This window comes from Streptomyces vietnamensis (assembly GCF_000830005.1).
GTDB classification, from domain to species: Bacteria; Actinomycetota; Actinomycetes; order Streptomycetales; family Streptomycetaceae; genus Streptomyces; species Streptomyces vietnamensis.
Window position 1 is genome coordinate 560450 of record NZ_CP010407.1, and the last position, 26176, is coordinate 586625.

Annotated in this window: 27 protein-coding genes; 18 read left to right on the top strand and 9 right to left on the bottom strand. The window is 72.7% G+C overall.

The window, feature by feature from the left end; translation table 11 throughout:
• Positions 1-30: 30 nt before the first annotated feature.
• The 3 genes from SVTN_RS02485 (at position 31) to SVTN_RS02495 (ending at position 2116) form a co-directional block, all read left to right on the top strand.
• A complete protein-coding gene (locus SVTN_RS02485) occupies positions 31-471 on the top strand; it encodes a GNAT family N-acetyltransferase (protein WP_041127598.1) in 441 nt (146 codons plus the stop codon).
• A gap of 80 nt (positions 472-551) precedes the next feature.
• A complete protein-coding gene (locus SVTN_RS02490; RefSeq protein WP_041127599.1) occupies positions 552-1631 on the top strand; it encodes an NAD(P)H-dependent amine dehydrogenase family protein in 1080 nt (359 codons plus the stop codon).
• Positions 1628-2116, top strand: a complete 489-nt coding sequence (locus SVTN_RS02495) for a carboxymuconolactone decarboxylase family protein (RefSeq protein ID WP_041127600.1) — start codon at positions 1628-1630, stop codon at positions 2114-2116. The genes SVTN_RS02490 and SVTN_RS02495 overlap by 4 nt, the downstream gene beginning before the upstream one ends.
• Before the next feature lie 82 nt (positions 2117-2198).
• On the opposite strand, the gene SVTN_RS02500 is transcribed toward SVTN_RS02495, so the two are convergent.
• The 3 genes from SVTN_RS02500 to SVTN_RS02510 all read right to left on the bottom strand — a co-directional run bounded on the left by SVTN_RS02500 (position 2199) and on the right by SVTN_RS02510 (position 6904).
• Positions 2199-3848, bottom strand: coding sequence for a GMC oxidoreductase (locus tag SVTN_RS02500; protein ID WP_052498874.1), 1650 nt, complete (start codon positions 3846-3848; stop codon positions 2199-2201).
• A 131-nt stretch (positions 3849-3979) separates the two neighbouring features.
• A complete protein-coding gene (aspA, locus tag SVTN_RS02505; protein WP_052498876.1) occupies positions 3980-5413 on the bottom strand; it encodes an aspartate ammonia-lyase in 1434 nt (477 codons plus the stop codon).
• 369 nt (positions 5414-5782) lie between these two features.
• A complete protein-coding gene (locus SVTN_RS02510) occupies positions 5783-6904 on the bottom strand; it encodes an asparaginase (protein ID WP_041127602.1) in 1122 nt (373 codons plus the stop codon).
• Between the two features lie 118 nt (positions 6905-7022).
• Here SVTN_RS02510 and SVTN_RS02515 point away from each other — a divergent pair, with 118 nt between their 5' ends.
• From SVTN_RS02515 to ehuA, 10 genes are all read left to right on the top strand, one after another.
• Entirely contained in the window at positions 7023-7487 is a 465-nt protein-coding gene (locus SVTN_RS02515; RefSeq protein ID WP_041127603.1) for an Lrp/AsnC family transcriptional regulator, read from the top strand.
• A 175-nt stretch (positions 7488-7662) separates the two neighbouring features.
• Positions 7663-8466 carry an endonuclease I family protein gene (locus SVTN_RS02520; RefSeq protein ID WP_052498878.1) on the top strand — a complete coding sequence of 268 codons (804 nt, stop codon included), beginning with the start codon at positions 7663-7665 and terminating at the stop codon, positions 8464-8466.
• Between the two features lie 310 nt (positions 8467-8776).
• Positions 8777-9307: a diaminobutyrate acetyltransferase gene (gene ectA, locus SVTN_RS02525; protein WP_041127604.1), complete on the top strand. Its 531-nt coding sequence runs from the start codon at positions 8777-8779 to the stop codon at positions 9305-9307.
• A 54-nt stretch (positions 9308-9361) separates the two neighbouring features.
• The gene (gene ectB, locus SVTN_RS02530; RefSeq protein WP_425429039.1) at positions 9362-10627 is read left to right on the top strand and encodes a diaminobutyrate--2-oxoglutarate transaminase; all 1266 of its coding nucleotides are present in this window, start codon (positions 9362-9364) and stop codon (positions 10625-10627) included.
• 36 nt (positions 10628-10663) lie between these two features.
• Positions 10664-11080, top strand: a complete 417-nt coding sequence (locus SVTN_RS02535) for an ectoine synthase (RefSeq protein WP_041127606.1) — start codon at positions 10664-10666, stop codon at positions 11078-11080.
• A 42-nt stretch (positions 11081-11122) separates the two neighbouring features.
• The gene (gene thpD / locus SVTN_RS02540) at positions 11123-12019 is read left to right on the top strand and encodes an ectoine hydroxylase (protein ID WP_041127607.1); all 897 of its coding nucleotides are present in this window, start codon (positions 11123-11125) and stop codon (positions 12017-12019) included.
• Positions 12016-12906: an ectoine/hydroxyectoine ABC transporter substrate-binding protein EhuB gene (ehuB, locus tag SVTN_RS02545; RefSeq protein WP_041127608.1), complete on the top strand. Its 891-nt coding sequence runs from the start codon at positions 12016-12018 to the stop codon at positions 12904-12906. Before thpD ends, ehuB begins: the two co-directional genes overlap by 4 nt.
• 87 nt (positions 12907-12993) lie before the next feature.
• Positions 12994-13677 (top strand): ectoine/hydroxyectoine ABC transporter permease subunit EhuC, encoded by a 684-nt coding sequence (gene ehuC / locus SVTN_RS02550; RefSeq protein ID WP_425429040.1) that lies wholly within the window; start codon positions 12994-12996, stop codon positions 13675-13677.
• Positions 13677-14312, top strand: coding sequence for an ectoine/hydroxyectoine ABC transporter permease subunit EhuD (gene ehuD, locus SVTN_RS02555; RefSeq protein WP_041127609.1), 636 nt, complete (start codon positions 13677-13679; stop codon positions 14310-14312). Before ehuC ends, ehuD begins: the two co-directional genes overlap by 1 nt.
• Positions 14302-15090, top strand: a complete 789-nt coding sequence (gene ehuA / locus SVTN_RS02560; protein ID WP_041127610.1) for an ectoine/hydroxyectoine ABC transporter ATP-binding protein EhuA — start codon at positions 14302-14304, stop codon at positions 15088-15090. Before ehuD ends, ehuA begins: the two co-directional genes overlap by 11 nt.
• Before the next feature lie 32 nt (positions 15091-15122).
• On the opposite strand, the gene SVTN_RS02565 is transcribed toward ehuA, so the two are convergent.
• Positions 15123-15995, bottom strand: a complete 873-nt coding sequence (locus tag SVTN_RS02565) for an RNA polymerase sigma factor SigF (protein ID WP_052498880.1) — start codon at positions 15993-15995, stop codon at positions 15123-15125.
• A gap of 169 nt (positions 15996-16164) precedes the next feature.
• Between SVTN_RS02565 and SVTN_RS02570 the strand changes: the two genes are divergently transcribed.
• Positions 16165-16575, top strand: coding sequence for an ATP-binding protein (locus tag SVTN_RS02570; protein WP_063782234.1), 411 nt, complete (start codon positions 16165-16167; stop codon positions 16573-16575).
• Positions 16576-16599: 24 nt separating this feature from the next.
• Here SVTN_RS02570 and SVTN_RS02575 read toward each other — a convergent pair whose 3' ends face one another.
• Together SVTN_RS02575 and SVTN_RS02580 are read right to left on the bottom strand one after the other, a co-directional pair.
• A complete protein-coding gene (locus SVTN_RS02575; protein WP_041127611.1) occupies positions 16600-18075 on the bottom strand; it encodes a SulP family inorganic anion transporter in 1476 nt (491 codons plus the stop codon).
• 212 nt (positions 18076-18287) lie between these two features.
• Positions 18288-18845 (bottom strand): HPP family protein, encoded by a 558-nt coding sequence (locus SVTN_RS02580; RefSeq protein WP_041127612.1) that lies wholly within the window; start codon positions 18843-18845, stop codon positions 18288-18290.
• 177 nt (positions 18846-19022) lie between these two features.
• On the opposite strand from SVTN_RS02580, the gene SVTN_RS02585 reads away from it, so the two are divergent.
• Positions 19023-19844 carry an N-formylglutamate amidohydrolase gene (locus tag SVTN_RS02585; RefSeq protein WP_041127613.1) on the top strand — a complete coding sequence of 274 codons (822 nt, stop codon included), beginning with the start codon at positions 19023-19025 and terminating at the stop codon, positions 19842-19844.
• A 10-nt stretch (positions 19845-19854) separates the two neighbouring features.
• Positions 19855-20103 carry a DUF6296 family protein gene (locus SVTN_RS02590; protein ID WP_041127614.1) on the top strand — a complete coding sequence of 83 codons (249 nt, stop codon included), beginning with the start codon at positions 19855-19857 and terminating at the stop codon, positions 20101-20103.
• A 154-nt stretch (positions 20104-20257) separates the two neighbouring features.
• Here the strand turns inward: SVTN_RS02590 and SVTN_RS02595 are convergent, their stop codons facing one another.
• Positions 20258-21214 carry a helix-turn-helix transcriptional regulator gene (locus SVTN_RS02595; RefSeq protein ID WP_041127615.1) on the bottom strand — a complete coding sequence of 319 codons (957 nt, stop codon included), beginning with the start codon at positions 21212-21214 and terminating at the stop codon, positions 20258-20260.
• A gap of 62 nt (positions 21215-21276) precedes the next feature.
• Here SVTN_RS02595 and SVTN_RS02600 point away from each other — a divergent pair, with 62 nt between their 5' ends.
• Positions 21277-21909, top strand: a complete 633-nt coding sequence (locus SVTN_RS02600) for a TIGR03086 family metal-binding protein (protein WP_245727423.1) — start codon at positions 21277-21279, stop codon at positions 21907-21909.
• Positions 21910-22138: 229 nt separating this feature from the next.
• Here the strand turns inward: SVTN_RS02600 and SVTN_RS02605 are convergent, their stop codons facing one another.
• Positions 22139-23086 (bottom strand): LysR family transcriptional regulator, encoded by a 948-nt coding sequence (locus SVTN_RS02605; protein ID WP_041127617.1) that lies wholly within the window; start codon positions 23084-23086, stop codon positions 22139-22141.
• Positions 23087-23136: 50 nt separating this feature from the next.
• On the opposite strand from SVTN_RS02605, the gene SVTN_RS02610 reads away from it, so the two are divergent.
• Positions 23137-24084 carry a nitrilase-related carbon-nitrogen hydrolase gene (locus tag SVTN_RS02610; protein WP_052498882.1) on the top strand — a complete coding sequence of 316 codons (948 nt, stop codon included), beginning with the start codon at positions 23137-23139 and terminating at the stop codon, positions 24082-24084.
• Between the two features lie 133 nt (positions 24085-24217).
• Here the strand turns inward: SVTN_RS02610 and SVTN_RS02615 are convergent, their stop codons facing one another.
• Positions 24218-25930 (bottom strand): serine/threonine-protein kinase, encoded by a 1713-nt coding sequence (locus tag SVTN_RS02615; protein WP_245727424.1) that lies wholly within the window; start codon positions 25928-25930, stop codon positions 24218-24220.
• Between the last annotated feature and the right edge of the window lie 246 nt (positions 25931-26176).

A 26176-nucleotide genomic window follows, 5' to 3' on the forward strand; every position in this document is an offset into this window, starting at 1 on the left:
CGGGCGGGGCGGCCGCGCTTTCCTGCGGGAATGAGTGATCTTCGTATCGAACGGGCGCGGACCGAGGAGCAGCTCGCCGACTGGCGGGCCGTGCACAACACGATCATCCCGACGGCGGTGCTGTCCCCCGAGGAAGTGCGGGAGCGTGCGGGCCGGAACCGGCTGGACGTCGCGTACCTCGGGGAGGTGGCGGTGGGGTGTTCGACGGTGCGTCCGCCGGACGGGGAGACCCCGGCGGCCACCGTGATCGCGCGGACGCTGCCCGGGTACCGCGGGCGGGGGTTCGGGACCGCGCTGTACGAGCGGGGGCTCGCGCACGCGCGGACGCTGAGCGACGAGGGCGTGGAGACGGTGGTGCTCGCCTCGAACGAGGAGGGGCTGCGGTTCGCGCTCGCGCGCGGTTTCGTGGAGGTGGAGCGGTACGTCCTGCCGGGGGACACGATTCCGTTCGTGGCGCTGCGACTGGCCTGACGAGCACCCTTTCTGACGAGTCGTCAGAACATCGTGCCGCGGGTCTGGGAACCTTCGGGGCCCGGCGCTACCCTCCGCGCATGATTCGGACGGTGGTGTGGGGTACCGGAAATGTCGGGCGCGCGGCCATTCGCGCCGTGGACGCCCATCCGGGCCTGGAGCTCGCGGCCGTGCTGGTGTCCGATCCGGCCAAGGTGGGCCGGGACGCGGGCCGGCTCGCGGGGCTCGGGCGCGATCTCGGGGTGGTGGCCGGCGACGACGTCGGCGCGGTGCTCGACGGGCGGCCGGGGGCGGTGGTGTACGCGGCCTCCGGCGACACCCGGCCCGACGGGGCGCTCGCCGATGTGGCGCGGGCGGTGGCGGCGGGCGCGGTGGTGGTGACGCCCGCCCTGTATCCGCTGTACGACCAGCGCAACGCGCCGCCCGAGTTCCGGAATCCGGTGCTCGCGGCCGTCGCCGAGGGCGGCGGTTCGCTCTTCGTGTCGGGCGTCGACCCGGGCTGGGGGAACGACGTGCTGCCGCTCCTGGTGAGCGGGCTCGCCGCGACGGTGGACGTGATCCGCTGTCAGGAGATCTTCGACTACTCGACGTACGAGCAGGAGGAGTCGGTCCGCGAGCTGGTGGGGATGGGCAAGCCGATGGAGTACGAGCCGCCCATGCTGTGGCCTTCGGTGCCGACGATGGTCTGGGGCGGGCAGATACGGCTGATGGCCCGGGCGCTCGGGGCCGAACTCGACGAGATCCGCGAGACTCTGGAGCGGCGCCCGCTGGAGTCCACGGTGAAGACGCGGACGATGGGCGTGTTCGAGGCGGGGACTCAGGGCGCGGTCCGCTTCGAGGTGCAGGGGATCGTCGGCGGGGAGCCCCGCATCGTGATCGAGCACGTCACCCGGATCCATCCCTCGTGCGCGCCGGACTGGCCGGTGCCGCCGGACGGGGCGGGCGCGCACCGGGTGGTCGTCGAGGGGAGCCCCCGGATCGAGGTGACGGTCGCGGCGACCGACGAGGGCGAGAACCGGTCGGCGGGCGGGAACGCCACGGCGGTGGGACGCCTCGTCGGGGCGATCGACTGGCTGGTGGCGGCGGAGCCGGGACTGTACGACGCGCTGGACGTGCCGTTGCGGCCGGCGGTCGGGAAGCTGGGAAGGAGACCACGGTGATCATCGACATTCCCGAGGGCCAGGAGCCGATCGGGTACGTGTGGGGCGACATGGTCCCGGAGATCGGGACGGCGGCGGCGAACTTCTCGCTGTCGGTGTACGCGCACACGACCCTGGGGCTGCGCGAGTTCGAGGCGGCGCGGCTGCGGATCGCGCAGATCAACGGCTGCGGCTTCTGTCTGGACTGGCGTACCGACCGGGACGGGGAGAAGGTCGAGGAGGGCTTCGACGCGCTCGTGGCGGCGTGGCGCGAGACGGAGGTCTCGGAGGCCTTCGACGAGCGGACGCGACTCGCGGCCGAGTACGCGGAGCGGTACGCGCTCGACCACCACGGCCTCGACGAGGAGTTCTGGGCGCGGATGACGGCGCGGTACAGCCAGGCGGAGATCGTGGAGCTGACGATGAGCCTGGGCTCGTGGCTGGCGTTCGGGCGGCTCAACCGGGTGCTCGGGCTCGACGAGGTGTGCGTGCTGCCGACGCACTGAGGGTGCGGAGAGGGGCCGGCCGGAATCCGGCCGGCCCCTCTTTCACGTGGGTCTTCCGCGTGGGTCTTTCGCGTGGGCGTGCTCAGAAGTCCTCGGCGATGATGCGCTCGATGTTGCGCTCGGCGAGGGCGGTGATGGTGACGAAGGGGTTGACGCTGGTGTTCCCGGGGATCAGGGAGCCGTCGATGACGTAGAGGCCCTGGTAGCCGTGGAGGCGTCCGTGGTTGTCGGTGGCCCGGTCGAGGACGGCGCCGCCGAGCGGGTGGTAGGTGAGGTGGTCGCCCCAGATCTTGTAGGCGCCGAAGAGGTCGGTCCGGTAGATCGTCCCCTCCTTGCTGTTGATCTTGTCGAAGATGGACCTGGCCATGTCGATGGACGTCTGCTTCCAGGCCCGGTCCCAGCTCAGGTCGACCTTGCCCGTGGCCGGGTTCCAGCTGAACTCGGCGCGGCGCGGGGTGCGGGTGATGGAGAGGTAGAAGGAGGCGTAGGTCTCGATGCCGGTGGGCAGCGGGGCGACCTCCGCGAAGGCGCCGCCCGCGTCCCAGTTGTCGATGCCGGCGGTGGGCATGGAGGACTGGAGCGTGCCGGTGGGGTCCCACATGTGGTTGGCGCGGCCGCACATGACGTTGCCGTTGTCGCCCCAGCCCTTGCCGATCTCCCCGTTGAGGGCGGGCAGGGCGCCGGTCGCCTTGAGGCGGGTGAGCAGCTTGCTGGTGCCGACGCTGCCGGCGGCGAAGAAGACCCGGTCGGCGCGGACGGTCTTGGTGACGAGGACGGCGCCGGTGGTGTCGATCTGGTCGATGACGACGGTGTAGCCGCCGGCGGCCGCCGGGCTGACGGAGGTCACCCGGTGGAGCGGGGAGACGTTCACGCGGCCGGTGGCGGCGGCCTGGGCGAGGTAGGTCTTCTGGAGGCTCTTCTTGCCTGCGTTGTTGCCGTAGATGACCTCGGCGTCCAGGGCGGACTTCTGGACGGTCCCGGCGGCCTCCTGCTTCATGTAGTCCCAGTCGTAGACGTTGGGCACGAAGACGAAGGGGAAGCCGGAGCGCTCGGCGTGCTTGCGACCCACGCGCGCGTACTGGTAGCAGTCCTGGCTCTCCCACCAGTTCACGTCCACCGAGGTGACGCCCAGGCCCGCGTTGGCGCGCGGGTAGTAGGTGGCGTACATCTCGGCCGGGTCGACGGTGGGGAGGATCGCCGGGAAGCGCTCCCGGAGCGGGGTGACCGCCATGCCGCCGTTGACGAGCGAACCTCCGCCGACGCCGCGCCCCTGGTAGACGGTGATGCCGGCGAAGTCCTCCGCGTCGAGGATGCCGGTGTGCAGCGGCACGTCCTTGTCGAGGGGGTAGCCGAGGAACTGGCTGATGGGCTGCTTGGTGCGGGTGCGCAGCCAGAAGGAGCGGTAGTCCGGCCTGGTGGTGTTGGCGAAGATCTTGCCGTCGGGGCCCGGGGCGTCCCAGGCCATGCCCAGCTCGATCATGTGGACGTCGACACCGGCACGGGCGAGCCGCAGGGCTGCCACGGAGCCGCCGTAGCCGGTGCCGACGACGAGGGCGCGCACCTGGGCGCCGTCGGGGATGGGGGTGCAGTTCAGGCCGGGGACTTCGGCGCGGGCGGGGGTCGTGATCGTGCCGGCGAGGGCGGCGGCGCCGAGAACAGAACCTGTTCCCGTGAGAAAGCGGCGGCGACTTACCTGGGGTCTTCCCTGGGCGGACAAGGGGTGTTCACTCATGGGATCTTCCTCACTCGCGAGTGAATGGCAACACGTTCTACGACCGCCCGCCGAGGAAGTCACGAGAAACTGCCCGGTAACTTATGGCCGGACATGCCCTCTTGATCGCCCCTGCCCGCCCTGTCCGCGCGTCAGCCGACGGCCTGGCCCGGCGCGCCGGTGAGGCGCTCGGGGGTGAGGAGCTCGGCGAGGCGGTGGGCGGGCAGCAGGCCCTTCTCCACGGTGAGTTCGACGACCCCGCGGCCCGTCGCGAGCGCCTCCTGGGCGATGGCCGTGGCGGCGGTGTAGCCGAGGTGCGGGTTCAGGGCGGTGGCGAGGCCGATGGAGTTCTCCACGGCCGCGCGGAGCGCCTCGGTGTTGGCGGTGATGCCGGTGACGCAGCGCTCGGCGAGGGTCAGGCAGGCGGCGCGCAACGAGAGCAGGCTCTTCGAGAGGGCGTGGAAGATGACCGGCTCGAAGGCGTTGAGCTGGAGCTGTCCCGCCTCGGCCGCCATGGTGATGGTGATGTCGTTGCCGATCACCTCGAAGGCGACCTGGTTGACGACCTCGGGGATCACCGGGTTGACCTTGCCGGGCATGATGCTGGAACCGGCCTGCACCGGCGGCAGGTTGATCTCGCCGAGGCCCGCGCGCGGCCCCGAGGAGAGCAGCCGCAGGTCGTTGCAGGTCTTGGAGAGCTTGACCGCGATCCGCTTGAGGACGCCGGAGAGCTGGACGAAGGCGCCGCAGTCCTGGGTGGCCTCGATGAGGTTGGCGGAGGTCACGAGCGGCAGGCCGGTCAGTTCGGCGAGGTGGCGGCGGGCGGTCTCGGCGTAGCCGGGGGCGGCGTTGAGACCGGTGCCGATGGCGGTGGCCCCGAGGTTGATCTCGTGGATGAGCTCGATCGCCTCGGCGAGCCGGCCGCGGTCCTCCTCCAGCATCACGGCGTACGTGGAGAACTCCTGGCCCAGCGTCATGGGCACCGCGTCCTGGAGCTGGGTGCGGCCCATCTTCACGACCTCGCGGAACTCCAGGGCCTTGGCGGCGAAGGCGTCCTGGAGGACGGCCATGGCCTTCAGGAGCTCACGGGCCGCGCCGATCGCCGCGATGCGGATGGCGGTCGGGTAGACGTCGTTGGTGGACTGGCCGAGGTTGACGTCCTCGTTGGGGTGCAGGTGGGTGTACTCGCCCTTGGCGTGGCCGAGGAGCTCCAGGGCCCGGTTGGCGACGACCTCGTTGGCGTTCATGTTGGTGGAGGTGCCGGCGCCGCCCTGGACGACGTCCACGACGAACTGGTCGTGGAACCGTCCCGTACGGATCTCCCGGCAGGCTCCGGTGATGGCGGCCGCCTTGTCGGCGGGGAGCAGGCCGAGCTCCTCGTTGGCGCGGGCGGCGGCCTCCTTGACGGCGGCGAGCGCGTCGATCAGGAGGGGGTAGACCGAGATGGGCGTACCGGTGATGGCGAAGTTCTCGGTGGCGCGCAGCGTGTGGACGCCCCAGTAGGCGTCGGCGGGGACGTCCCGGTCGCCGAGCAGATCGTGCTCGCGGCGGACGGGGAGGTCGTGCGGGGCCGGTGCGGGAACCATGAGGGGCCGTCCTTGGGGAGGGTGGGGAGGGTGGGGTGTACGCGGACACCGGAAGTGGTGATCCGGTCTCCACGCGTGCGCGTGCGCGTACGGGATCGGGCGGCGGCCACGCGTGTGCGTGCGGGCCCGGTGGTGAGTACATGCGCGCGTGCGGGGCCTGGTGGTGGCTACGCGTGCGTGCGGGACCCGGTGGTGGCCGGTTCCGGGCACGGCGGAGCCGCCGGGCGGGCCCGGCGGGCGCGGTGCGCCGGTGAAGGAGGGTTGATTCCGGCTCGCGGGCGGGCGGGGGGAGGCGCCGTCCGCGAGCCGGGGTTCTGAGGGGCGCCGGGTCGTCGGAGCCGTATCGGCCCCTGATCCGGCGGACGGGCCCTACGCCCGGGCGGCGACGGCCGAGGCCGAGCGGGAGTGGCCGGTGGCGAGGGCGGGCTCGGCGCGGACCGGTCCTTCGAGGAGGCGGCGCAGGAGGGCGGTGCTGCGGGCGGGGTCGCCCGCGCCGCCGGCGCCTTCGGCGAGGAGCGTGGCGAGGAGGGCGATCCGGGCCTGGCCGGCCCGGAGGGTGCCGGTGAGCAGGGCTCCGGAGGCGACGAGGTCGACCGCGCCGCCGCCGGTGTATATCTCGGCGAGCGGTCCGGCGGGGACGCGGGTGGTGACGGCGACGAGGACTCCCCGGGCGATCGCGTCGGCCACGGCGGCGGCGATCTCGGGGGTGGCGTTGCCCGCGCCGGTGGCGACGAGGACGATGCCCCGGGCGCCGGCGGAGACGGCCGCGTTCAGGAGGAACGGGTCGCCGTCGGAGTGGTGCGTGATGATGTCGACCCGGGGCAGCGGGGTGGCGTCGGGGCCGGTGGCCCCGGGGTTCGCGGTCCGGGCGGCGGCCGGCAGGGGCAGCGGGGCGGGGCGCTCCGGCTGCCGCTCGATGTCGACGCGGGAGAACCCGACGCGGCCGAGGCGCTCGGCGGAGGGGTCGGAGAAGGCGTCGGCGGCGAGGGTCTGGGTCTTCACGGTGCCGCGTGCCGCGTGGACGCGTCCGTCGAAGACGACGAGGACGCCGAGGTCGCGGACGCTCGCGGCGACCTGGAGCGCGTCGTAGAGGTTGCCGGGGCCGTCGCCGTCTCCGGTGCCGAAGGGCCGCTGGGCGCCGGTGAGGACGACCGGGCGGGAGTCGGCGTGGTGGAGGTCCAGGAGGAAGGCCGTCTCCTCCAGGGTGTCGGTGCCGTGGGTGACGACGATGCCGTCGACGCCGGGGTCGGCGAAGGTCTCGTGGACGGTGCGCAGGAGGGCGAGCTGGTGGGCCGAGGTCATGCGGGAGCTGTTCACGTTGAACAGGTCGACGACCTCGACGGTGACGCCCTCGGGGAGGGGGGCGGTGGCCAGGACGTCGTCTCCGGAGGCGTCGGCCGCGTAGCCGGTGCCCTGCCAGCGGCTGGCGATCGTGCCCCCGGTGCTGATGACGACGATCCGGCGCGCTCCCCCGTCGTTCGTCCGCTTCATGCCTGCCGTCCTTACTCCGTACCCATATCTCCTGCGGTCGCAACGATAGGACAGGAGGCGCGCAAGGCGATTGCGAAATCAGCCCCTGGTCTGTTTCATCGTGGTAGATAATTGCGCCATGGACCGAATCGATCTCCACATCTTGCGTGAGCTCCAGAACGACGGCCGGCTGAGCAACCAGGAGCTGGCCCAGCGGGTCGGGCTCAGCCCCTCCCCCTGCCTGCGCCGGGTGCGCCAGCTGGAGCAGGACGGGGTGATCCGGGGCTACCGGGCGATCATCGACCCGGAGGCGGTGGGGCGCGGCTTCGAGGTCCTCGTCTCGGTGGAGGTGCGGCGGGACCGGGAGACGGTGGAGGCCTTCGAGGAGGCGCTCCAGGACGTGCCGGACGTGATCGAGGCGTACCGGCTGTTCGGGAGTCCCGGCTGTCTGCTGCGGATCGCGGTGGCGGACCTCGCGGCGTACGAGCGGCTGTGGATCGAGCGGCTGACGACGCTCGCCGGGGTCACCGAGGTGAACTCGCAGATCATCATGAAGCGGATCAAGGAACCGAAGGGGATGCCGGTGGACGTCCGGGGCGTCTGAGGCTCCCGGTTCCGCCGTATGCGAGAACGTCACGGAACAGCCTCCTCCGCGTTACATGACAGGTACCTGACGTGTGCCACCCTCCCGATGACACGTAGTCAACACGCGTAGACAGCGGATCGGTTGAGTCGCCGGCCGCCGTCCCGCGCGTGCCGTCCCCGGGAAAGGGCCCCCCATGTCCGTTGTGCGGACCGGCAGATGGAAGGTGTGGGCGGCGGCCGTCGCCGCCACCCTCGTCGGCGTCACGCTCCCCACGGTCGCCGCGACTCCCGCGAGCGCCACGACGACCGCGTACGACACCACGTACTACAAGGACGCGATCGGCAAGACCGGGACTAGCCTCAAGTCCTCGCTGCACACCATCATCAGCAGCCAGAGCAAGATCTCGTACGACGCGGTCTGGAACGCGCTGAAGGTCACCGACCAGGACCCGAACAACACCAACAACGTGATCCTGCTCTACAGCGGCGTCTCGCGCAGCAAGTCGCTCAACGGCGGCTCCGTGGGCGACTGGAACCGCGAGCACACCTGGGCCCAGTCCCACGGCAACTTCGGCACCTCGGCCGGCCCGGGCACCGATCTGCACCACCTGCGCGCCTGCGACGTGCAGGTCAACAGCACCCGCGGCAACAAGGACTGGGACAACGGCGGCAGCCCGGTCAGCGGCGCGCCGGGCGCCTACACGGACAGCGACTCCTTCGAGCCGCGCGACGCGGACAAGGGCGACGTCGCCCGCATGATCCTGTACATGGCCGTCCGGTACGAGGGTGACGACGGCTGGCCCGACCTGGAGCCCAACGAGTCCTCCACCAACGGCAGCGTCCCCTTCCACGGCCGCCTCTCGATCCTGAAGCAGTGGAACCAGCAGGATCCGCCGAGCGCCTTCGAGGAGCGCCGCAACGACGTCATCTACAACACGTACCAGCACAACCGGAACCCGTTCATCGACCACCCCGAGTGGATCGAGGCGATCTGGTAGTCCGAGCACCACGCGAGAAGTGACGGAGCCGGGCCGGGTTCGCCTTACCCGGCCCGGCTCCCCGCTTCCGGGGCCTTCAAACGCGAAATCCCGGATTTTCTCACGTTCTTGAGATAACACCTGTGGTAACCCAGAGGCGTTATCCACCCGTTATAAACGGGGATTCTGTACCGATTCGTCCGCGTCTGCCGTGCGCACGGGAGGAGATTCCCGGCACGGACACCGCCGACGCACCTATCACGTCCCCACCACCCCGAACAAGGCCTCCGCCCCAGGAAGTTCCGCGGTCCGCTCGGTAGCTTCGGCGCCCATGACCACTGCCCCCCTGACATCCCTGGTCGGCGGCGTCTCCGTCGGCCCGGCCGAGATCGCGGACGGCGCCGCACTCTGGCGGATCGCCCGCGGCTCGGGCGAACTCGACCTCAACTCGCCGTACAGCTATCTGCTGTGGTGCCGTGACTTCGCCGGCACGACCGCCGTCGCCCGTGACGCCTCCGGACGGCCGGTGGGCTTCGTCACCGGATACCTGCGGCCCGACGCGCCCGGGACGCTCTTCGTCTGGCAGGTCGCCGTGGAGGGTTCGCACCGAGGAACCGGGGTAGCCGGGACCCTGCTCGACGCTCTGGCCGCCCGGGTGGCGGCCGAGCACGGACTCGACCGGGTGGAGGCGACCGTCACACCGGGGAACCTGGCGTCCGACCGGCTCTTCCGGTCCTTCGCCCGCAGGCACGGCGCCGACCTGACCCACGAGGTCCTGTTCCCGTCCGCCTCCTTCCCCTCCGCGGGACACGACGCCGAAGTGCTGTACCGCATCGGTCCCTTCGCCCCCGCGGCGTCCTGAGCCGACTCCGCGCCACTCCCCCGCACCACACCCTGGAGAAGAGACTTCGTGACCCTGACCGACATCGCCGCCCCCTCCGTCTTCGAGACCGTCGAATCCGAGGTCCGCAGCTACTGCCGCGCCTGGCCCGTCGTCTTCGAACGCGCCAGTGGGAGCCGACTGTACGACGAGGACGGCCGTCCGTACCTGGACTTCTTCGCCGGGGCGGGCTCGCTCAACTACGGCCACAACAACCCGGTGCTCAAGCGCGCCCTCCTCGACTACCTCGCCGACGACGGCATCACCCACGGCCTCGACATGTCGACGACTGCCAAACGCACCTTCCTCGAGACCTTCCGCGCGACGGTCCTCGAACCCCGCGCCCTGCCCTACAAGGTGATGTTCCCCGGTCCCACCGGCACCAACGCCGTGGAGGCCGCCCTCAAACTCGCCCGCAAGGTCACAGGGCGCCAGACGGTCGTCTCCTTCACCAACGCCTTCCACGGCATGTCGCTCGGCTCGCTGGCCGTCACCGGCAACGCCGCCAAGCGCGCCGGAGCCGGCGTCCCGCTGCACCACGCCGCCCGGATGCCCTTCGACGACTACCTCGACGGGCAGGTCACCGACTTCCTCTGGTTCGAACGGCTCCTGGACGACGCCGGCTCCGGCCTCGACCACCCGGCGGCCGTGATCGTCGAGACCGTCCAGGGCGAGGGCGGCATCAACGTCGCACGGGCCGAGTGGCTGCGCGCGCTCGCGGAGCTCTGCCGCCGGCACGAGATGCTCCTCATCGTCGACGACATCCAGATGGGCTGCGGACGCACCGGCGAGTTCTTCTCCTTCGAGGAGGCGGGCATCACGCCCGACATCGTCACCCTGTCCAAGTCCATCAGCGGCTACGGCCTGCCCATGTCCCTCTGCCTCTTCCGGCCGGAGCTCGACCTGTGGGAGCCCGGCGAGCACAACGGCACCTTCCGCGGCAACAACCCGGCCTTCGTCACCGCCACGGCCGCCCTCGACGCGTACTGGCGCGACGGCACCCTGCGCGAACGCACCCTGGGCCGGGCCGGCCGGGTCGAGCGCGCCCTCCTCGACCTGTGCGGCGACGACGGCCGCTCGGGCCTGGCCGTGCGCGGGCGCGGCCTCGTGTGGGGCCTGGAGTTCGCCGACGGGGAGCGCGCCGCGGCCGTGTGCCGGCGGGCCTTCGAGATCGGCCTGCTCCTGGAGACCTCGGGGCCGCGGGGCGAGGTGGTCAAGCTGCTGCCACCGCTGACCGCGACGGACGACGAACTCGACGAGGGCCTCGGCATGCTGGCCCGCTCCGTACGCCACTCCGCCTGAGACCGCACCGACAGAACCACCCGAAAGGCCATCGCCATGATCGTCCGTACCTTCGACGAGCTGGAGAACACCGAGCGGCACGTCCGGGCCGCGTCCGGGACCTGGGAGAGCAAGCGCATCGTCCTCGCCCGCGAACGGGTCGGCTTCTCCCTCCACGAGACCGTGCTCTACGCCGGCACCGAGACCTCCATGTGGTACGCCCACCACGTCGAGGCCGTCGTCTGCACCGCCGGAGAGGCCGAGCTCACCGACCACGAGACGGGTCGTACGTACACGATCCTGCCCGGAACGATGTACCTGCTCGACGGGCACGAGCGCCACACCCTCGAGGTCAAGCGGGACTTCCGCTGCCTGTGCGTCTTCAACCCGCCCGTCACCGGGCGCGAGGACCACGACGAGAACGGCGTCTACCCGCTCCTCACGGAACCCGAATCCGAGCCCGGCCAGGCCTGACACCCACCTGATTCCGTACGCGAAAGGAAGGCACCCCGCCCCATGGCCTCCGCACCCACCCGTCCCGTCGACCTCTACCCCACCCGCGGCTCCCGGGAGGAGCTCATCGGCCGCAAGGACCCCGTCGTGTGGTCCGAGCCCGGTACGCCAGGCCCCTTCTGGGCCAGGGAACTGGAGGAGTACGACCGCGACGGCTTCGTCACGGTGGACGAGATCGTCACCCCGGACGAGGTCGACGAGCTCCGCGCCGAGCTGGACCGGCTCCCCCCCCACCCCGCCGTACGGGCGGACGAGCGGGCCGTCGTCGAGCCCCGCTCCCAGGAGATCCGCTCCGTCTTCGAGGTGCACCGGATCAGCGAGGTCTTCCGCCGCCTCGCCGAGGACCCGCGGATCGTGGGACGGGCCCGCCAGATCCTCGGCTCAGACGTCTACGTCCACCAGTCGCGGGTCAACGTCAAGCCCGGCTTCGGCGCCAGCGGCTTCTACTGGCACTCCGACTTCGAGACCTGGCACGCCGAGGACGGCCTGCCCCGGATGCGGACCGTCTCGGTCTCGATCGCGCTCACCCCGAACCACACCACCAACGGCAGCCTGATGATCATGCCGGGCTCGCACCGCACCTTCCTGGGCTGCGCGGGCGAGACGCCCGAGGACAACTACAAGCAGTCGCTGCGGATGCAGGACGCCGGGACCCCGTCCCACGAGGCGCTCACCACCTTCGCCGACGCCTGCGGCATCCGGCACTTCACGGGCCCGGCGGGATCGGCCACCTGGTTCGACTGCAACGCCCTGCACGGTTCGGGCGACAACATCACCCCGTACCCCCGGAGCAATGTGTTCCTCGTCTTCAACAGCGTCGAGAACGTGCCCGAGGCCCCCTTCGCCGCCCCGGTCCGGCGCCCCTCCTTCATCGCCGCGCGCCCGGGGGAGCACTCATGACGCTCGGCCGCCGTGACTTCCTCACCGGAGCGGCCCTCCTCGGCGGTCTCGCCCTGACCGCGTGCACCCGCACCCAGGCCGGGACGGGAGCACCCGGCGACGACGGGAAGCTCCTCGCGCGCCTGCGGGAACAGGGCTTCGTGCGGGTCGGCTTCGCCGGTGAGGCGCCGTACGGCTTCCAGGACGGCGGCGAACTCGCCGGCGAGGCCCCGACGCTGCACCGCGAGATATTCACGGCGCTCGGCGTGCGCGAACTGCGCCCGACGCTCACGGAGTTCGGCGCGCTGATCCCCGGACTGCTCGCCGGCCGCTTCGACGTCGTGAGCGCGGGCATGTCGATCACGCCGGAGCGCTGCGCCAAGGTGGTCTTCTCCGAGCCGGAGTTCGTCTCCCCCACCGCGCTCATGGTCCGCAAGGGCAACCCGAAGGGGGTGAGCGACCTGGAGTCCTGCGCGGCGAACGGCGCCACCGTCGGGGTGCTGACCGCGGCCGTGGAGGCTTCCTACGCGAAGGCGGCGGGGGTTCCGGAGGGGTCGGTGAAGACGCTCGCCAAGCAGCAGGACGGGCTCGACGCCCTGCTCGCCGGCCGGATCGACGCCTTCGCGCTGACCGCGGTCTCCCTGCGCTGGCTCGCCCGGACGAACGCGGGCGCGCCGGTGGAGGTGGGCGAGGCGTTCGTCCCGGTGGTCGGCGGGGTACGGCAGCTCGGCGCGGGCGGGGCCGTGTTCCGGCCCGGGGCGGGCGGGCTGCGGGACGCCTTCGACCGGGAGCTCCTGAAGATCACCGGCTCCCCCGAGCGGTTCGTCGGGCTCGTCGGGAAGTACGGCTTCACCGCCCGCGAGGTCCCGCCCCGCTCGCTGCGGACCGCCGACCTGTGCGCAGGATGAGGGGCGGCGGGAGTGGCTGACGCCCTGCCCGTCGCGGCCGACGCCCTGCCCGCCGGGGCCGGCTCGCTGTCCCTCGGGTCCGGCTCCCTGCCCGTCGCGGCCGGGTTCCTGCCCGAGCTGCGGCGTGCGCTGCCCCGGCTCGCCGAGGGGCTCCTCGTCACGGTGGAGGCCACGGTGCTCGGCGCCGCGCTCGCCCTGGTCCTCGCGTACGTCCTCGGGCTGCTCTCCCGGTCGGCGCGGCTGCCGGTGCGGGGCGGTGCGCGCCTCGTCGTGGAGTTCTTCCGGGGGACCTCGCTGTACGTGCAGCTGTTCTGGCTGTTCTTCGCGCTGCCGATGGTCGGCTTCCGGCTCGAACCGCTGGCCTGCGCGGTCCTCGCCCTCGGCCTCAACTACGGGGCGTACGGCGCCGAGGTGGTGCGGGGCGCGGTGGCGGCGGTCCCCCGGGCCCAGACCGAGGCGGGGATCGCGCTCGGCATGGGGGCGGGGCTGCGGCTGCGACGGGTCGTCCTGCCGCAGGCGCACGCCCTGATGGTGGCGCCGTTCAAGAACCTGCTCGTGCAGCTCCTGAAGGCGACACCGCTGCTCTCCCTGGTCACGGTCCCCGACCTCACCTTCCAGATCGACCAGCTGCGCTCGTCGACGGGCGCGACGGCCGCCTCGTACCTGCTGCTCCTCGGGCTCTACTTCGGCATGGCCGTCGTGCTGAGCCTCCTCATGAACGCGCTGGAGCGGGCGGCGAAGGCCCGGCTCGGGCAGGAAGGCGGTGCCTGATGTGGGACGGGGAGGCGGCCCGGGCCGCGCTGCCCGCCGTACTGGAGGGGTTCGGCGTCACCGTCCTGGCCACCGTGCCGGCGTTCGCCGTCGCCATGCTCCTCGGGCTCGTCCTCGCCCTCGTGCAGCGGGCGGGCCCCGGGTGGCTGGCGCTTCCGGTGCGCGGGGCGGCCGCGTTCGTCCGTACGACGCCGCTCCTGGTGCAGCTGTTCGCGGCCTGGGTCCTGGTGCCCGCCCTCGACGCGCCGGTGCTCGGCGTCCTGGTGCTGGGCACGCACTACGCCACGTACCTCTCGGAGGTGTACCGGACGGGCATCGACGCCGTGCCGAAGGGGCAGTGGGAGGCGTGCACGGCGCTTTCGCTGCCGCGCCGGCGGGTGTGGCGGGCGGTGGTGCTGCCGCAGGCCGTACGGAACGTGCTGCCGCCGCTCGGGAACTACGCGGTGTCCATGTTCAAGGAGACGCCCCTGCTCTCGGTGATCACCGTGCACGAGATGGTCCACGAGGCGAACACCTTCGGCAGTACCCACTTCGCCTATCTGGAGAGCTTCACCCTGGCCGCCGCGGTGTTCCTGCTCGCGAGCTGGCCGACGTCCGTGCTCGTACGACGACTGGAGGCACGCCTTGCCGTATGAGGACCGGGAGGACCCCGCGGTCCGCTTCGAGCGGGTCACCAAGCGGTACGGAGACCGCACCGTGCTCGACGGCCTCGACCTGGAGGTCGGGCGCGGGGAGCGCGTGACGCTGATCGGCCCGAGCGGCTCGGGGAAGACCACCATCCTGCGGCTGCTCATGACGCTCGAACGGGTCACCGACGGCGTCATCCACGTCGACGGCCGGCCCTTCTCCCACATGCCGGGAGGCCCGGGCGGAAAGCTGGTGCCGGCGAGCGAGCGGCATCTGGCGACGCACCGGCGCCGGATCGGCATGGTCTTCCAGCAGTTCAACCTCTTCCCGCACATGAGCGTCCTGGAGAACGTCGTCGAGGCGCCCGTCCACGTGCTCGGCGAGAGCCGGGAGGACGCGGGCCGCAGGGCGCGGGACCTGCTCGACCTGGTCGGGCTCGGCGACCGGGCCGACGCGCGGCCGACCCGGCTCTCCGGCGGCCAGCAGCAGCGCGTGGCCATCGCCCGCGCCCTCGCGATGCGGCCCGAGATCCTGCTCCTCGACGAGGTGACGTCCGCGCTCGACCCGGAGCTGGTGGCGGAGGTGCTCGACGTGCTGCGGGACATCGCCCGCTCCACCGACATCACCCTGCTGTGCGTGACGCACGAGATGGGCTTCGCGCGGGACGTCTCCGACCGGATCCTGATGTTCGACCGGGGCCGGATCGTGGAGTCGGGCCCGGCGGACGAGCTCCTGGAGTCGCCCACGCACGAACGCACGCGCGCGTTCCTCGGCTCGGTCCGGTGAGCCGGGCCCGGTCCGGTGAGAACCGGGCCGGGTCAGCCGTCGGCCTCCGTCCCGACCATCCCCTCCCGCAACCGGTTCAGGCTCCGGGCCAGGAGCCGCGAGACGTGCATCTGGGACACGCCGATCCGCTCGCCTATCTGCGTCTGGGTCAGCTCCTCGACGAAGCGCAGGTGCAGCAGCAGCCGGTCGCGCTCGTCGAGGGCCCCCACGAGCGGGGCGAGGGTGTGGAAGTCCTCGAAGAGCGCGAGCGCCGGGTCCTCATCGCCGATGAGGTCGGCCAGGGCCGCGTCGTCCGTCTCGTCGTCACCACTGCCGATCGCGGCGTCCAGGGACGTCGAGTGGTAGCCGTTCGCGGCCAGCTGGGCCTCGACCACCTGGTCCTCGGACAGGTCCATGACGGGCGCCAGTTCCGCGACCCGGGGCGCGCGGCCGAGCCGCGAGCTCAGTTCGTCGGTCGCCTTCGCCAGCTCCACGCGCGCCTCCTGGAGCCGGCGCGGGACGTGCACCGCCCAGGAGGTGTCGCGGAAGAACCGCTTGATCTCGCCCACGATGTACGGCACCGCGAAGGTGGTGAACTCCACCTCGCGGGACAGGTCGAAGCGGTCGATCGCCTTGATGAGGCCGATCATGCCGACCTGGACGATGTCCTCCATCTCCTCGGCCCGCCCGCGGAAGCGGCCGGCCGCGTACCGCACGAGCGTCATGTTCATCTCGATCAGGGTGTTCCGGACGTACTGGTGTCCCGCCGTCCCCTCCTCCCGTGCCGCGAGTTCGCGGAGGAACACCCGTGACAGGGCACGCGCGTCCCGGGGCGCGACCTCGTGGGGGGCCTCGATATCGGGCAGACCCTCCCCCGTACCGCTCGTCACGTACGTCTCCGTCGCCTTGGCCACCTCGATCCGCACGGGGACGACCTCCTCCTGCTCTCTGTCCGTTCGGCGGTCCCGGTTCGCGTACCCGCTCCGCCCGGGGGCACTCCTCACCGGTGCGCGCCGTGTCCGAGGCATCACCCGGGCCTGGGTGGGCAGGCGTAACCCGTCACCCTCTGACACATCGGGAAGAAAGGGACCCGCGATGAACAGCCGGAGCGAACCCCGGCCCCGCGTCCCCACTGCCGGGAGCACCGGAACGTCCCCGCTCCTCACTCCGGCGCAGGCCCGGCAGCTGGTCCGCCACACGCTCACGGCCCTCGGCCCCCTGCGGCCCTCCCAGGTCGACGACCTGCTGCTCGTCACCTCGGAACTGGTCACGAACGCCCACCGGCACGGGGGCGGGGTCACCTCCTTCGGGGTCGCCGTCGGCCGCGACCGGGTCACCGTCTCCGTGGCCGATTCCAGCGGGGAGCCGCCGCGCCACGAGCTCCGCGAGGAGCTGCGGCCCGGCGGCTTCGGCTGGCCGATCGTGCTGCGCCTGTGCCGCGAGGTGACGGTGGACACGCGGCCGGACGGCAAGACCGTGCACGCGGCGGTGGCCGTCGACCGCTGAGCCGTACCGCGGTGGTCCGGCCCCTCAGACGTGCCGCTCCGGCGGCCCGTGCAGGTGGACGGAGGCGGGGCCGCCGGCCGTGCGGTGGCGGTCGGCCCAGGAGTCGAGCGCGGCCCGGCACGCGTGGTCGAGGTGGTGGAGCCCCGAGAGGTCCAGGACGACGGGGCGGTCGCGCGGCAGGGATTCGAGGGTGTCGAGGATCTTCGGCAGCCGCAGGAAGGTCACGGTGCCCGACAGGCCGACGCGCACCGGCCCCTCCCCCTCGTCGGTGTGGTCGACGCGGAGGTGGGAGGCGTCCCAGGCCGCTTTGGCGACGGAGACGACGAGCCCGAGGAGGACGCCTTCGAGCATGTTCACGGTGACGATCGCCAGGGCCGTCACCACGAGGACCAGCGCTTCGCCGCGGTGGCCGCGCCACAGGGTGACGAGGCCGCGGAAGGGGATCAGCTTCCAGCCCGCGTGGACGAGGATCCCGGCGAGGGCCGCGAGCGGCACGTACTCCAGGGTGCCGGGCAGCAGGGCGGCGAAGAGCAGCAGCCACAGGCCGTGGAGCACGCGGGAGGCCTTGGTCCTGCCGCCCGCCTGGACGTTGGCGGAGCTGCGGACGATCACGGCGGTCATGGGCAGGGCCCCGAGCAGTCCGCAGAGCGCGTTGCCGCATCCCTGGGCGAGCAGTTCCCGGTCGTAGTCGGTGGGCGGCCCGTCGTGCAGCCGGTCCACGGCCGCCGCGCTGAACAGGGACTCCGCGGAGGCGATCAGCGCGAAGGCGAGGACGGTGCCGAGCAGGGCCAGGTCGGTCAGGGCGGAGAGCCCGTCGGGCCCCGGCAGCCGTACGGCGTCCAGTACCCCGCCCACCCGTACGGTCGCCACCGGCAGGTCGAGCAGGGCGGTCGCGAGCGCCGCGAGGAGGACGGCGACGAGCGCGCCGGGGACGATCCGCACCCGGCGGGGCAGGCGCCGCCAGCCGACGATCACGAGGACCGTGGCGGCGGCGACGGCGAGCGGGACGAGGGTGGTGCCGCCGGTCACCGCGCGCCCCAGTGCGGTCGGCAGTCCGGCGAGCCGGGCGGGGCCGGAGGCGGGGGCGTCGAGTCCGGCCGCGGCGTAGAGCTGGCCGGCCACGATGACGAGGCCGATCCCGGCGAGCATGCCCTCGACGACGGAGAGGGAGATGGCCCGGAACCAACGGCCCCAGCGCAGCAGGCCCATGGCGACCTGGAGCAGACCGGCGAGGAGCACGACGACGCCGAGCCCGGCCGGGCCCAGCGTCCGGACGGCGTCGAGGACGAGGACGGTGAGGCCGGCGGCGGGGCCGGAGACCTGGATGCTGCTGCCCCGCATGAGGCCGGTGACGGCGCCGCCGACGATGCCGGTGACGAGACCGAGTTCGGCGGGGACGCCGGAGGCGACGGCCACGCCGATGCAGAGGGGCAGCGCGACGAGGAAGACGACGAGGGAGGCGGCGAAGTCCTGCCGGAGGTACGGAAAGGAGGAGGCCATACAGGGGGTCATACGCCCTCGTTGCGGACGGTCCGGCGTCCACGGGCGACTTCCGACCGGAACAGGCCGGAAGGTGACCCGATCACCCCCGGGGAAGGCGCCCGGAGGTGCGGATCACCGGGGCGCACCGGGCCGCAGGCGCCCGCACACGCGATCAGCGGGAGGGCGTACGGTCGCCACCCCGGGGCGCAGGGGTGCGGAGGCTCCGGGCCTCACCACCAGTAGGCGGGGTACCTCGGTGCGGCGCGGCGGATGCGGGAGGCGGCGAACGCGGTCAGGACGAGCAGCACCGTGGACCCGAACAGCAGGGGGACGAAGCGGCCGGGCGCGGGGGCCTGGAGCACGATGACGACGGCGGTCGCGCAGGCCGGCGAGTGCGGGGTGCGGGCCAGCGTGTTCAGGGCCAGGGCGACTCCGGCGGCGAGGGCGGCGGCCCAGGCGCTGCCGTGCGCGGCGACGGCCGCGACGGCGTATCCGGCGGCGGCGCCGATGAGGTGGCCGACGATCACGTTGCGGGGCTGGGCCAGGGGCAGCGCGGGGGCGCAGTGCACGAGCGCGGCGCTGGCGGCCAGCGGGGGTATCAGTACCGGTTCGTGGATGAGGGCGCCGATGGCGACGAGCCCGAGGAGGGCGGCGGTCGCGGCGCTGACGCTGTGGAAGGCGGCGCCGGGCGCGGGGCGGGCCGGGGCGCGCCCGGCGATCCACCGCGGGCGGGAACCCCGCGGGGCGGAAGCGGTGGTGTCGGGACGCGGTGCGGCGTCGATGCTCATGGGATGCGCGATTTCCGGGACAGGGACGGCAGGGGCGGGAAAGGACGGTCGTACGGGTCCCTGTGGTCGACAGTCGGCCCGGTCTCGCGCCTGGTCCTGGTGCGGTGGCGCGACCTCGTACCACTCTAACCAGCGGTTTCGCCACGGAGCGGGCGGGGTCGGAGGCAGGATCGCCTCATGACCGACACCGCGCCCTCCTTCCGCCTCCTCCCCGGAGCCCCGGACTCCCCCGTCCTCCTCCACGTACCGCACTCCTCCCGCGAGGTGCCTCCGGACGTGCGCGAGGGGATCCTGCTCGGCGACAAGGAGCTGGCCCTCGAACTGGACCACATCACCGACTCCCACACGGCGGAGATCGCCGCCGTGGCCGCGGCGGCGGCCGGCACGACACCCTGGCGGTTCGTCAACGGGCTCTCGCGCCTCGTCGTCGATCCGGAGCGCTTCCCGGACGAGCGCGAGGAGATGCTGTCGGTGGGGATGGGTGCGGTGTACACCCGTACCACCCACCGCGCGCCGCTGCGGCCGGACGGTTTCGACCCGGCGCCGCTGCTCGACCGGTACTTCACCCCGTACGCCCGGGCCATGACGGAGGCCGTGGCCGAGCGGCTCGCCGTGGCGGGACGGGTGGTGATCGTCGACGTCCACTCGTACCCGACCGAGCGGCTGCCGTACGAGCTGCACGGCGAAGGGCCGCGCCCGCCGGTCTGCCTCGGCACGGACGCCTTCCACACGCCGCCCGCGCTGCTCGACGCGGCGCGGGAGGCGTTCGCCGGGTTCGGCGGCGTCGGCACGGACAGTCCCTTCGCGGGGACGTACGTGCCGCTGGCGCACTACGGCCGGGATCCGCGGGTGAGCGCCCTGATGGTGGAGATCCGCCGCGACCTGTACATGAGCGAGCCGGGCGGTCCGGCGGGCCCGGGCGCCGAGGCCCTCGGGGCGGCCCTGGCCGCCCTGGTCGACGCGGTGGCCTCAGCGGGTGAGCATGCCCGATCGGCGTAAAATCGGGTAGATGAACCCACTCCGCTACGAGCTGGTGTTCTCCGACAGCACAGGCTCGGCCCAGGACGTCGTGATCGTGGAGCGCACGCAGCTCACGGGGTCCGGAGGCCATCCCGTGTACACCGACGCCACCGGCATCATCCGGGCCGAGATCAGCGACCGGGACGAGGTACGGATCCTCGCCTCGGGCGGCCACCAGGAGCCCTCCCACAGCGTCAGGGCCCGCCCGCTCCCCGACACGGAGGCCCCCTCGGCCTGACGCCCCGCCCCGGGCCCCCATGCGTTCGGTCGCTCCGGACCGGCCCGGCCGACCGGGTGCGCAGGGCCGGGGGCGGGCCCCGGGAGGGGGCCCGCACCCGGGACGAGGAGACCCCGCCGATCGCGCCGCTTTTTGCTCAGAAGCCGCTTTTTGCTCAGAAAGAGCCCGGCGGCCCGTACACACCGGCCAGCTCGACCGCCAGACGTGCGAGCCGCTCCCTTGCCTCCGGCGGGTCCAGCACCTCGACGCGTGCCCCAAGGCCGGCCAGCTGGGTCGCGACGACCTCCGGCGTCGGCCCGTCGACCCGTATCTCCGTCCACCCGTCGGGGAGCATCGGACCGACGTGCAGGCGCCCGTCGAACAGCCGCTCCAGGATCGCCATGGCACCCGGCTCGGCCCGGGCCCGAACCGTCGCCGCGTACAGCCGCTCCTCCAGGCGCGCGGCGAACGAACGCCAGACCGTGGGAAGGTCGAAGCCGGGTGGCCGTACGACGGGTTCGCCGGTTGCCTGAACCGAGGCGACCCGGCTGAGCCGGAAGGTTCGCAAGCCCCGCTCCGTCTCGGCGACGAGGTAGTCGTGACCGGCCTTGGTCACGAGCCCGAGCGGATGGACGGTTCGCACGCCGACGGGCTTGCCGGGCCCGGCGTACCCGAGCCGCACCTGGATCCCGTCCACCACGGCCCGCCGGAGCGCGTCGAGGTGCGGCCCGGTGGCCGTGACGTCGGCGCGCGACCAGTTCGTGCCGTCGGTGAGGCCGGCCCGCGACGCGGCCTCGGCGCCCGCACGCAGGGGTGCGGGCAGCGCACGTACCAACTTGCGCAATGCCGTGCGGAGTTCGGGCGTGGTGGACGAAGGGCCCGCGAGCAGGAACAGTGCCCGGATCTCCTCGGCGGTCAGCCCGGTGAGGTCCGTACGGGCGCCGCCGACCAGCGACCAGCCGCCGCCACGGCCACGCTGCGAGTAGACGGGGATGCCCGCGGTGGACAGGGCCTCCAGGTCACGGCGTGCGGTCCGTGGCGACACTTCGAGTTCGGCGGCGACCTCGGCCACGGTCACACGGGTGCGTGTTTGGAGGAACAGCAGGGTTGCCACCAGGCGATCGGCTCTCATGGCTGCCATTCTTTTCCGGAAAGCGGCCAGGAGATGACCTATTCGGCTTCCAGGATGAAGCCATGACACAGATGGAGAACACCCCACGGTTTGAGAACACCCCACGGTCCACTGTCGCCCCTGATGCCACCGCCGACCCTCGCCAGGGCCTTCTGAAGGCGATCGCGCTGGCCGGGCGTACCGTCGCCGCAGTCCGGCCCGAGCAGTTCGACGGACCCACGCCCTGCCCCGAGTTCACCGTCCGGCGGCTGGCCGGGCACCTCGTCGCCGTCCTGCGCCGGATCGCCCTCGCCGGGCGCGGTGGCGACGTGACGAGTCTCCCCACGGTCGCCGACGACCTCGCGGACACCGAATGGCAGGAGGCGTGGGACGCCGCGGTGCGTGAGGTCGAGGCGGCATGGGCGGATCCCGCGGTCCTGGGCCGGATACTGACACTGCCGTTCGGCAGCCTTCCGGGTGCTGCCGCCGCGGCCGTCTGGACCTCGGAATTCACCGTGCACACCTGGGACATGGCCACCGCGACCGGGCAGTTCCCGGACTGGGACCCCGAACTCGTGGCGATCTCGTACGCCGCCATGAGGCGCGGGCTGCCCGCCGGGCCGCGTGACGGTGCGCCGTTCGGGGCCGCGGTGGACGTCGACGCGGACGCGCCGGCCATCGACCGCCTCGTGGCGTGGTGCGGACGCAAGCCGTAATCAGCATCCGGAAAAGGGAGGGCGGCCCCATGGCCGGGGCCGCCCTCCCTGCGCGTTCGGGAAGGACGGCGTCACGCCCCGGCGCCCGGCGGCGACATTGAACCCGGCGGCGCGATCGCGTCCGAGGGCTCCTGCTCCGACATCCCGAGGGTTCCTGCTCCGACATCGTGACCGCCGGCACTGGTCGGGGGCGTGGATCCGGCCGAACCCCGGCCTCGCCGGGGTGCGTTCAGCTGGGCGGCCCACTCCGATCGTCCGGTGTCTCGCCGCGAGCCAGCGCGCCGACGAGCCCGCGGAGCCATGCGTGGGCGGGGTCGTCGCCGGCACTGCCGTGCCAGGTGGCGCTGACGGTGTACGCGGGCATCGGGATGGGGGGCGGGGTCTCGGTGAGGTCGAGCAGGTCGGCGTAGACGGTGGCCGCGTGGGCGGGGACGGTGGCGAGGGCGGGCAGGGTCGCGAGCTGGAGGGCCGCTCCGGCGAAGTGGGTGGTGGAGGCGACCACGCGGCGGGTGAGGCCGCGTGCTTCCAGGATGTCGTCGACGATGCCGCGCCGGCCGTCGTAGGAGATCAGCAGGTGGGGGTGAGCGAGGTAGTCGTCGAGGGTGAGCGGGGTCCGGAGCGGCAGGAGGCGGGGGTTGAACAGGCAGGTGTAACCGGAGGGGAACAGGTCCTGGCTGCGGTGGTCGGGGCCGTGTGCGGGGGCGGCGGCCACGCCGAGGTCGATCTCTCCGCGGTCGAGCATGTCGGCGACGGTGTTGCGGCTGGCCTGCCGTACGGCGAGCCGGATGCCCGGCAGGCCGGCCGTGGCGTTCAGCAGGCGGGGCAGCAGGACCGCCTCCAGGTCGTCCGACATGCCCAGGGTGAAGGTGCGCCGGGCGGTCGCCGGGTCGAAGCGGTCACGATCGGTCATGGCGCCGTGGATCAGGCCGAGGGCCGGCTCGATGCGGCGGGCCAGTGCGACGGCGCGCGGCGTCGGCTCGACGCCGGTGCGCGTGCGGGTGAACAGCTCGTCGCCGAAGAGCCCGCGCAGGCGTCCGAGGGCCGCGCTGGTGGCGCCCTGGCTCAGGTGCAGCGCGGCGGCGGCCCGGGTGACGCTGCGCTCGCGCATCAGGGCGGCGAAGACCACCAGAAGGTTGAGGTCGGCCTTCCTGAATTCGGTTTCATAGATGTCGATCATCAGGAAGATTAGTTTGCCGGATGCGTGGTGGGGTTTCTAGCGTGAAGGGCATGACCACGACTGCCTCAGGGCCCCGCCGCACCGTGACCGTCGCCGTCGCCCAGGCGGCCGCCCCGCTCTTCGACACCCCGGCCGCGGTGGCCCGGGCCGAGGAACTCCTCCGCGAGGCCTCCGCCCGGGGCGCCGAGGTCGTCGTCCTTCCCGAGGCGTTCATCGGCGGCTACCCCAAGGGACTGGACTTCGGCATCACGGTCGGCAGCCGCACCCCCGCGGGCCGTGACCTCTTCCGCCGCTACCAGGCCGCCGCCATCGAGGTCCCGGGACCGGAGACCGGGACGCTCGCCGCCGTCACCCGGGAACTCGGCGTCCACGCCGTGATCGGCGCGGTCGAACGCCGGGGCTCCACCCTGTACTGCGTCGCGCTCTTCTTCGGCCCCGACGGCTACCTCGGCCTGCACCGCAAGCTCATGCCCACCGCCGCCGAGCGCTACCTGTGGGGCCAGGGCGACGGCTCCACCCTGCCCGTCGTCGACACCGGCACCGCCCGCCTCGGCGCGGCCATCTGCTGGGAGAACTACATGCCGCTCCTGCGCACCGCGATGTACGCCAAGGGCGTGGACCTGTGGTGCGCGCCGACCGTCGACGACCGCGACGCCTGGCAGGCCACCATGCGCCACATCGCCCTGGAAGGCCGCTGCTTCGTCCTCTCCGCCTGCCAGTACCTGCGCCGCGACGGCCTGCCGGACGACCTCCACCCCGTCCAGGGCGACGCGCCCGACACCGTACTGATCGGCGGCGGCTCCGTCATCGTCTCCCCGCTGGGCGAGGTCCTCGCCGGGCCGCTGCGCGACGGCGAGGGCGTCCTGACCGCCGAGCTCGACCTCGACGAGCTCGCCCGCGCCCGCTTCGACCTCGACACCACCGGCCACTACGCCCGCCCCGACGTCTTCACCCTCCACGTCGACGAAACCGCCCGCACCACCGTCACCGGGAGCTGACCGGTGATGTCCGGACGAAAGTCCCAGGGCGTGTCTTTCGGATCTTCGACAGCGCACCCACCCAGCTCGTAGAGCGGCATGCTCCGACTGCAGGAGCCCTTGCGGACAGCCACGGTCCGCAAGGGCGGCGGCCTCAGGACGCGGGCAGGGTCGAGACGACCTTGCCTGAGGCGTCGGCGGCGAGATAGCCGCTGGCCCGGTAGTCGTTGCTGAGGTAGAAGCGCAGTGTCGGACGGTCGTCGTTGAAGGTCCAGCGGTCGACGACGACGTAGCGCATCGTGGGGTCGTCCACCTTGAGGTCGCGTTCGCCGCGCTTCATCAGCGCGGGGAGGCTGTCCCAGGGCATCGTGGACACGTCGAAGGGCTGCTCGTCGGCGTCGTCGGCGCTGATGGTGCCGCCGGGGCCGGTCTTCCTGACCACGCCGGCCCGGTACTCATACGCGTCGTAGGTCTTCGCGCCGGGCCGGGTCGGGATGTTCGCCAGGGCGTACTCCTCGTAGACCGTCAGGTCCTTGATCGTCGTGGTGCCGCTCGCCCGGCGGAACTCCGCGATGACGGCACGGACGTTGGCGGTGGTGAGGAGGCTGCCGCGGACCGCGGGGGCGGGGGCGGAGGCGGAGGCGGACGAAACCGTGCCCGTGCCCGGGCCCTGGCCGGGGGTGCGCACGGCGCCGGTCGGCGAGGCGCCGCCCTTCGCCCCGGAGGTCCCGCCGCTGCCGTCGCCGCCGTCGTTGCCGTCGGGGAACAGGTTCACGACGGCGATCACCGCGGCGGCCGCCAGCGCGAGGCCGACGGCGACGCCTGCGGCGCGCTTGCGCGGGCTCGAGGGCGCGGGAGTGGGCAGCGTCGGCGGGCCGAAGCCCGCGCCCGGCGCGGCGGGTGGGCCGTAGGCAGGGTGCGGGTACGGCGCGGGCGCCGGCGCGTACGGGCCGGGAGTGGCGGGGACGGCGACGGGCGCGGAAGGAGCGGCGGGAACAGCGGCGGGAACAGGCGCCGCGGCCGCGCCGCCCTCAGCCTCCGCCAACAGCCGGTCCAGGAGCGCCCCGTCCGGCCGCTGCGCCGGATCGCGGACGAGGAGCCGGGTCAGTACGGGACCCAGCGCGCCGGACCGCACCGGCGCGGGGATCGGGTCGTCGAGCACCGCGACCACGGTCGCGAGGCCGGTGGCGCGGCGCAGCGGGTGGTGGCCCTCGGCCGCCACGTACAGGAGCATGCCGAGCGACCACAGGTCGGAGGCCGGGTTGCCCTCCTCGCCGCGGACCCGCTCGGGAGCGATGAACTCCGGCGAGCCGATCAGGTCGCCCGTGGAAGTGAGCCGGGAGGTGGCGCCGTCGAACGCGGCGATGCCGAAGTCGGTGAGCACGGCTCCGCCGTCGTGGCGGAGCAGGACGTTGGCGGGTTTGACGTCGCGGTGCTGGATGCCGGCGGCGTGCGCGGCGCGCAGTGCGGAGAGGACCTGGCGGCCGAGGACGAGCACCTCGGGGACGGGCATCGGGCCCGCGGCGAGCCGGTCGTACACGGAGCTGCCCTCGACGAGCTCCATCACGATCCACGGGTGCGAGCCGTCCTGCGGCTCGACGATGTGGTGGATCGTCACGACGTGCGGGTTCGACAGCCGGGCCAGGGCGCGGGCTTCGCGGACGGCGCGTTCACGCAGCTGCGCGGCGAATCCGGGGTTCGCGTCCTCGACGGCGGGGTCGGGCGGGCGGACCTCCTTGAGGGCGACGTCGCGGTCGAGGGCGATGTCGCGGGCGCGCCAGACGGTGCCCATGCCACCGCTGCCGAGTCGGGAGATCAGTCGGAAGCGTCCGTCGACCAGGGGTCTTCGGTCGTCATTCGTGCTCATGGGCGGTCATCGTAGGCGGTTTCGGGTGAGAGGCCGGAGCGGGCCCGGCCTGCCACCCGGCTCGGGCGCGGCAAGGCGGCTACCGGGCCATCTCGTACGCGCCGGACAGCGCCTCGACGCGCTGCGAGCACTCCGTATCGACGACCGGGCAGCGGGGCGTCTGATTCGGCCATACATGTCACCGGTACGGGCCATGCGGGTGATCGGGCGGCCGACTCCGCGACCGTTGGCGCGGCGACCGGTCCT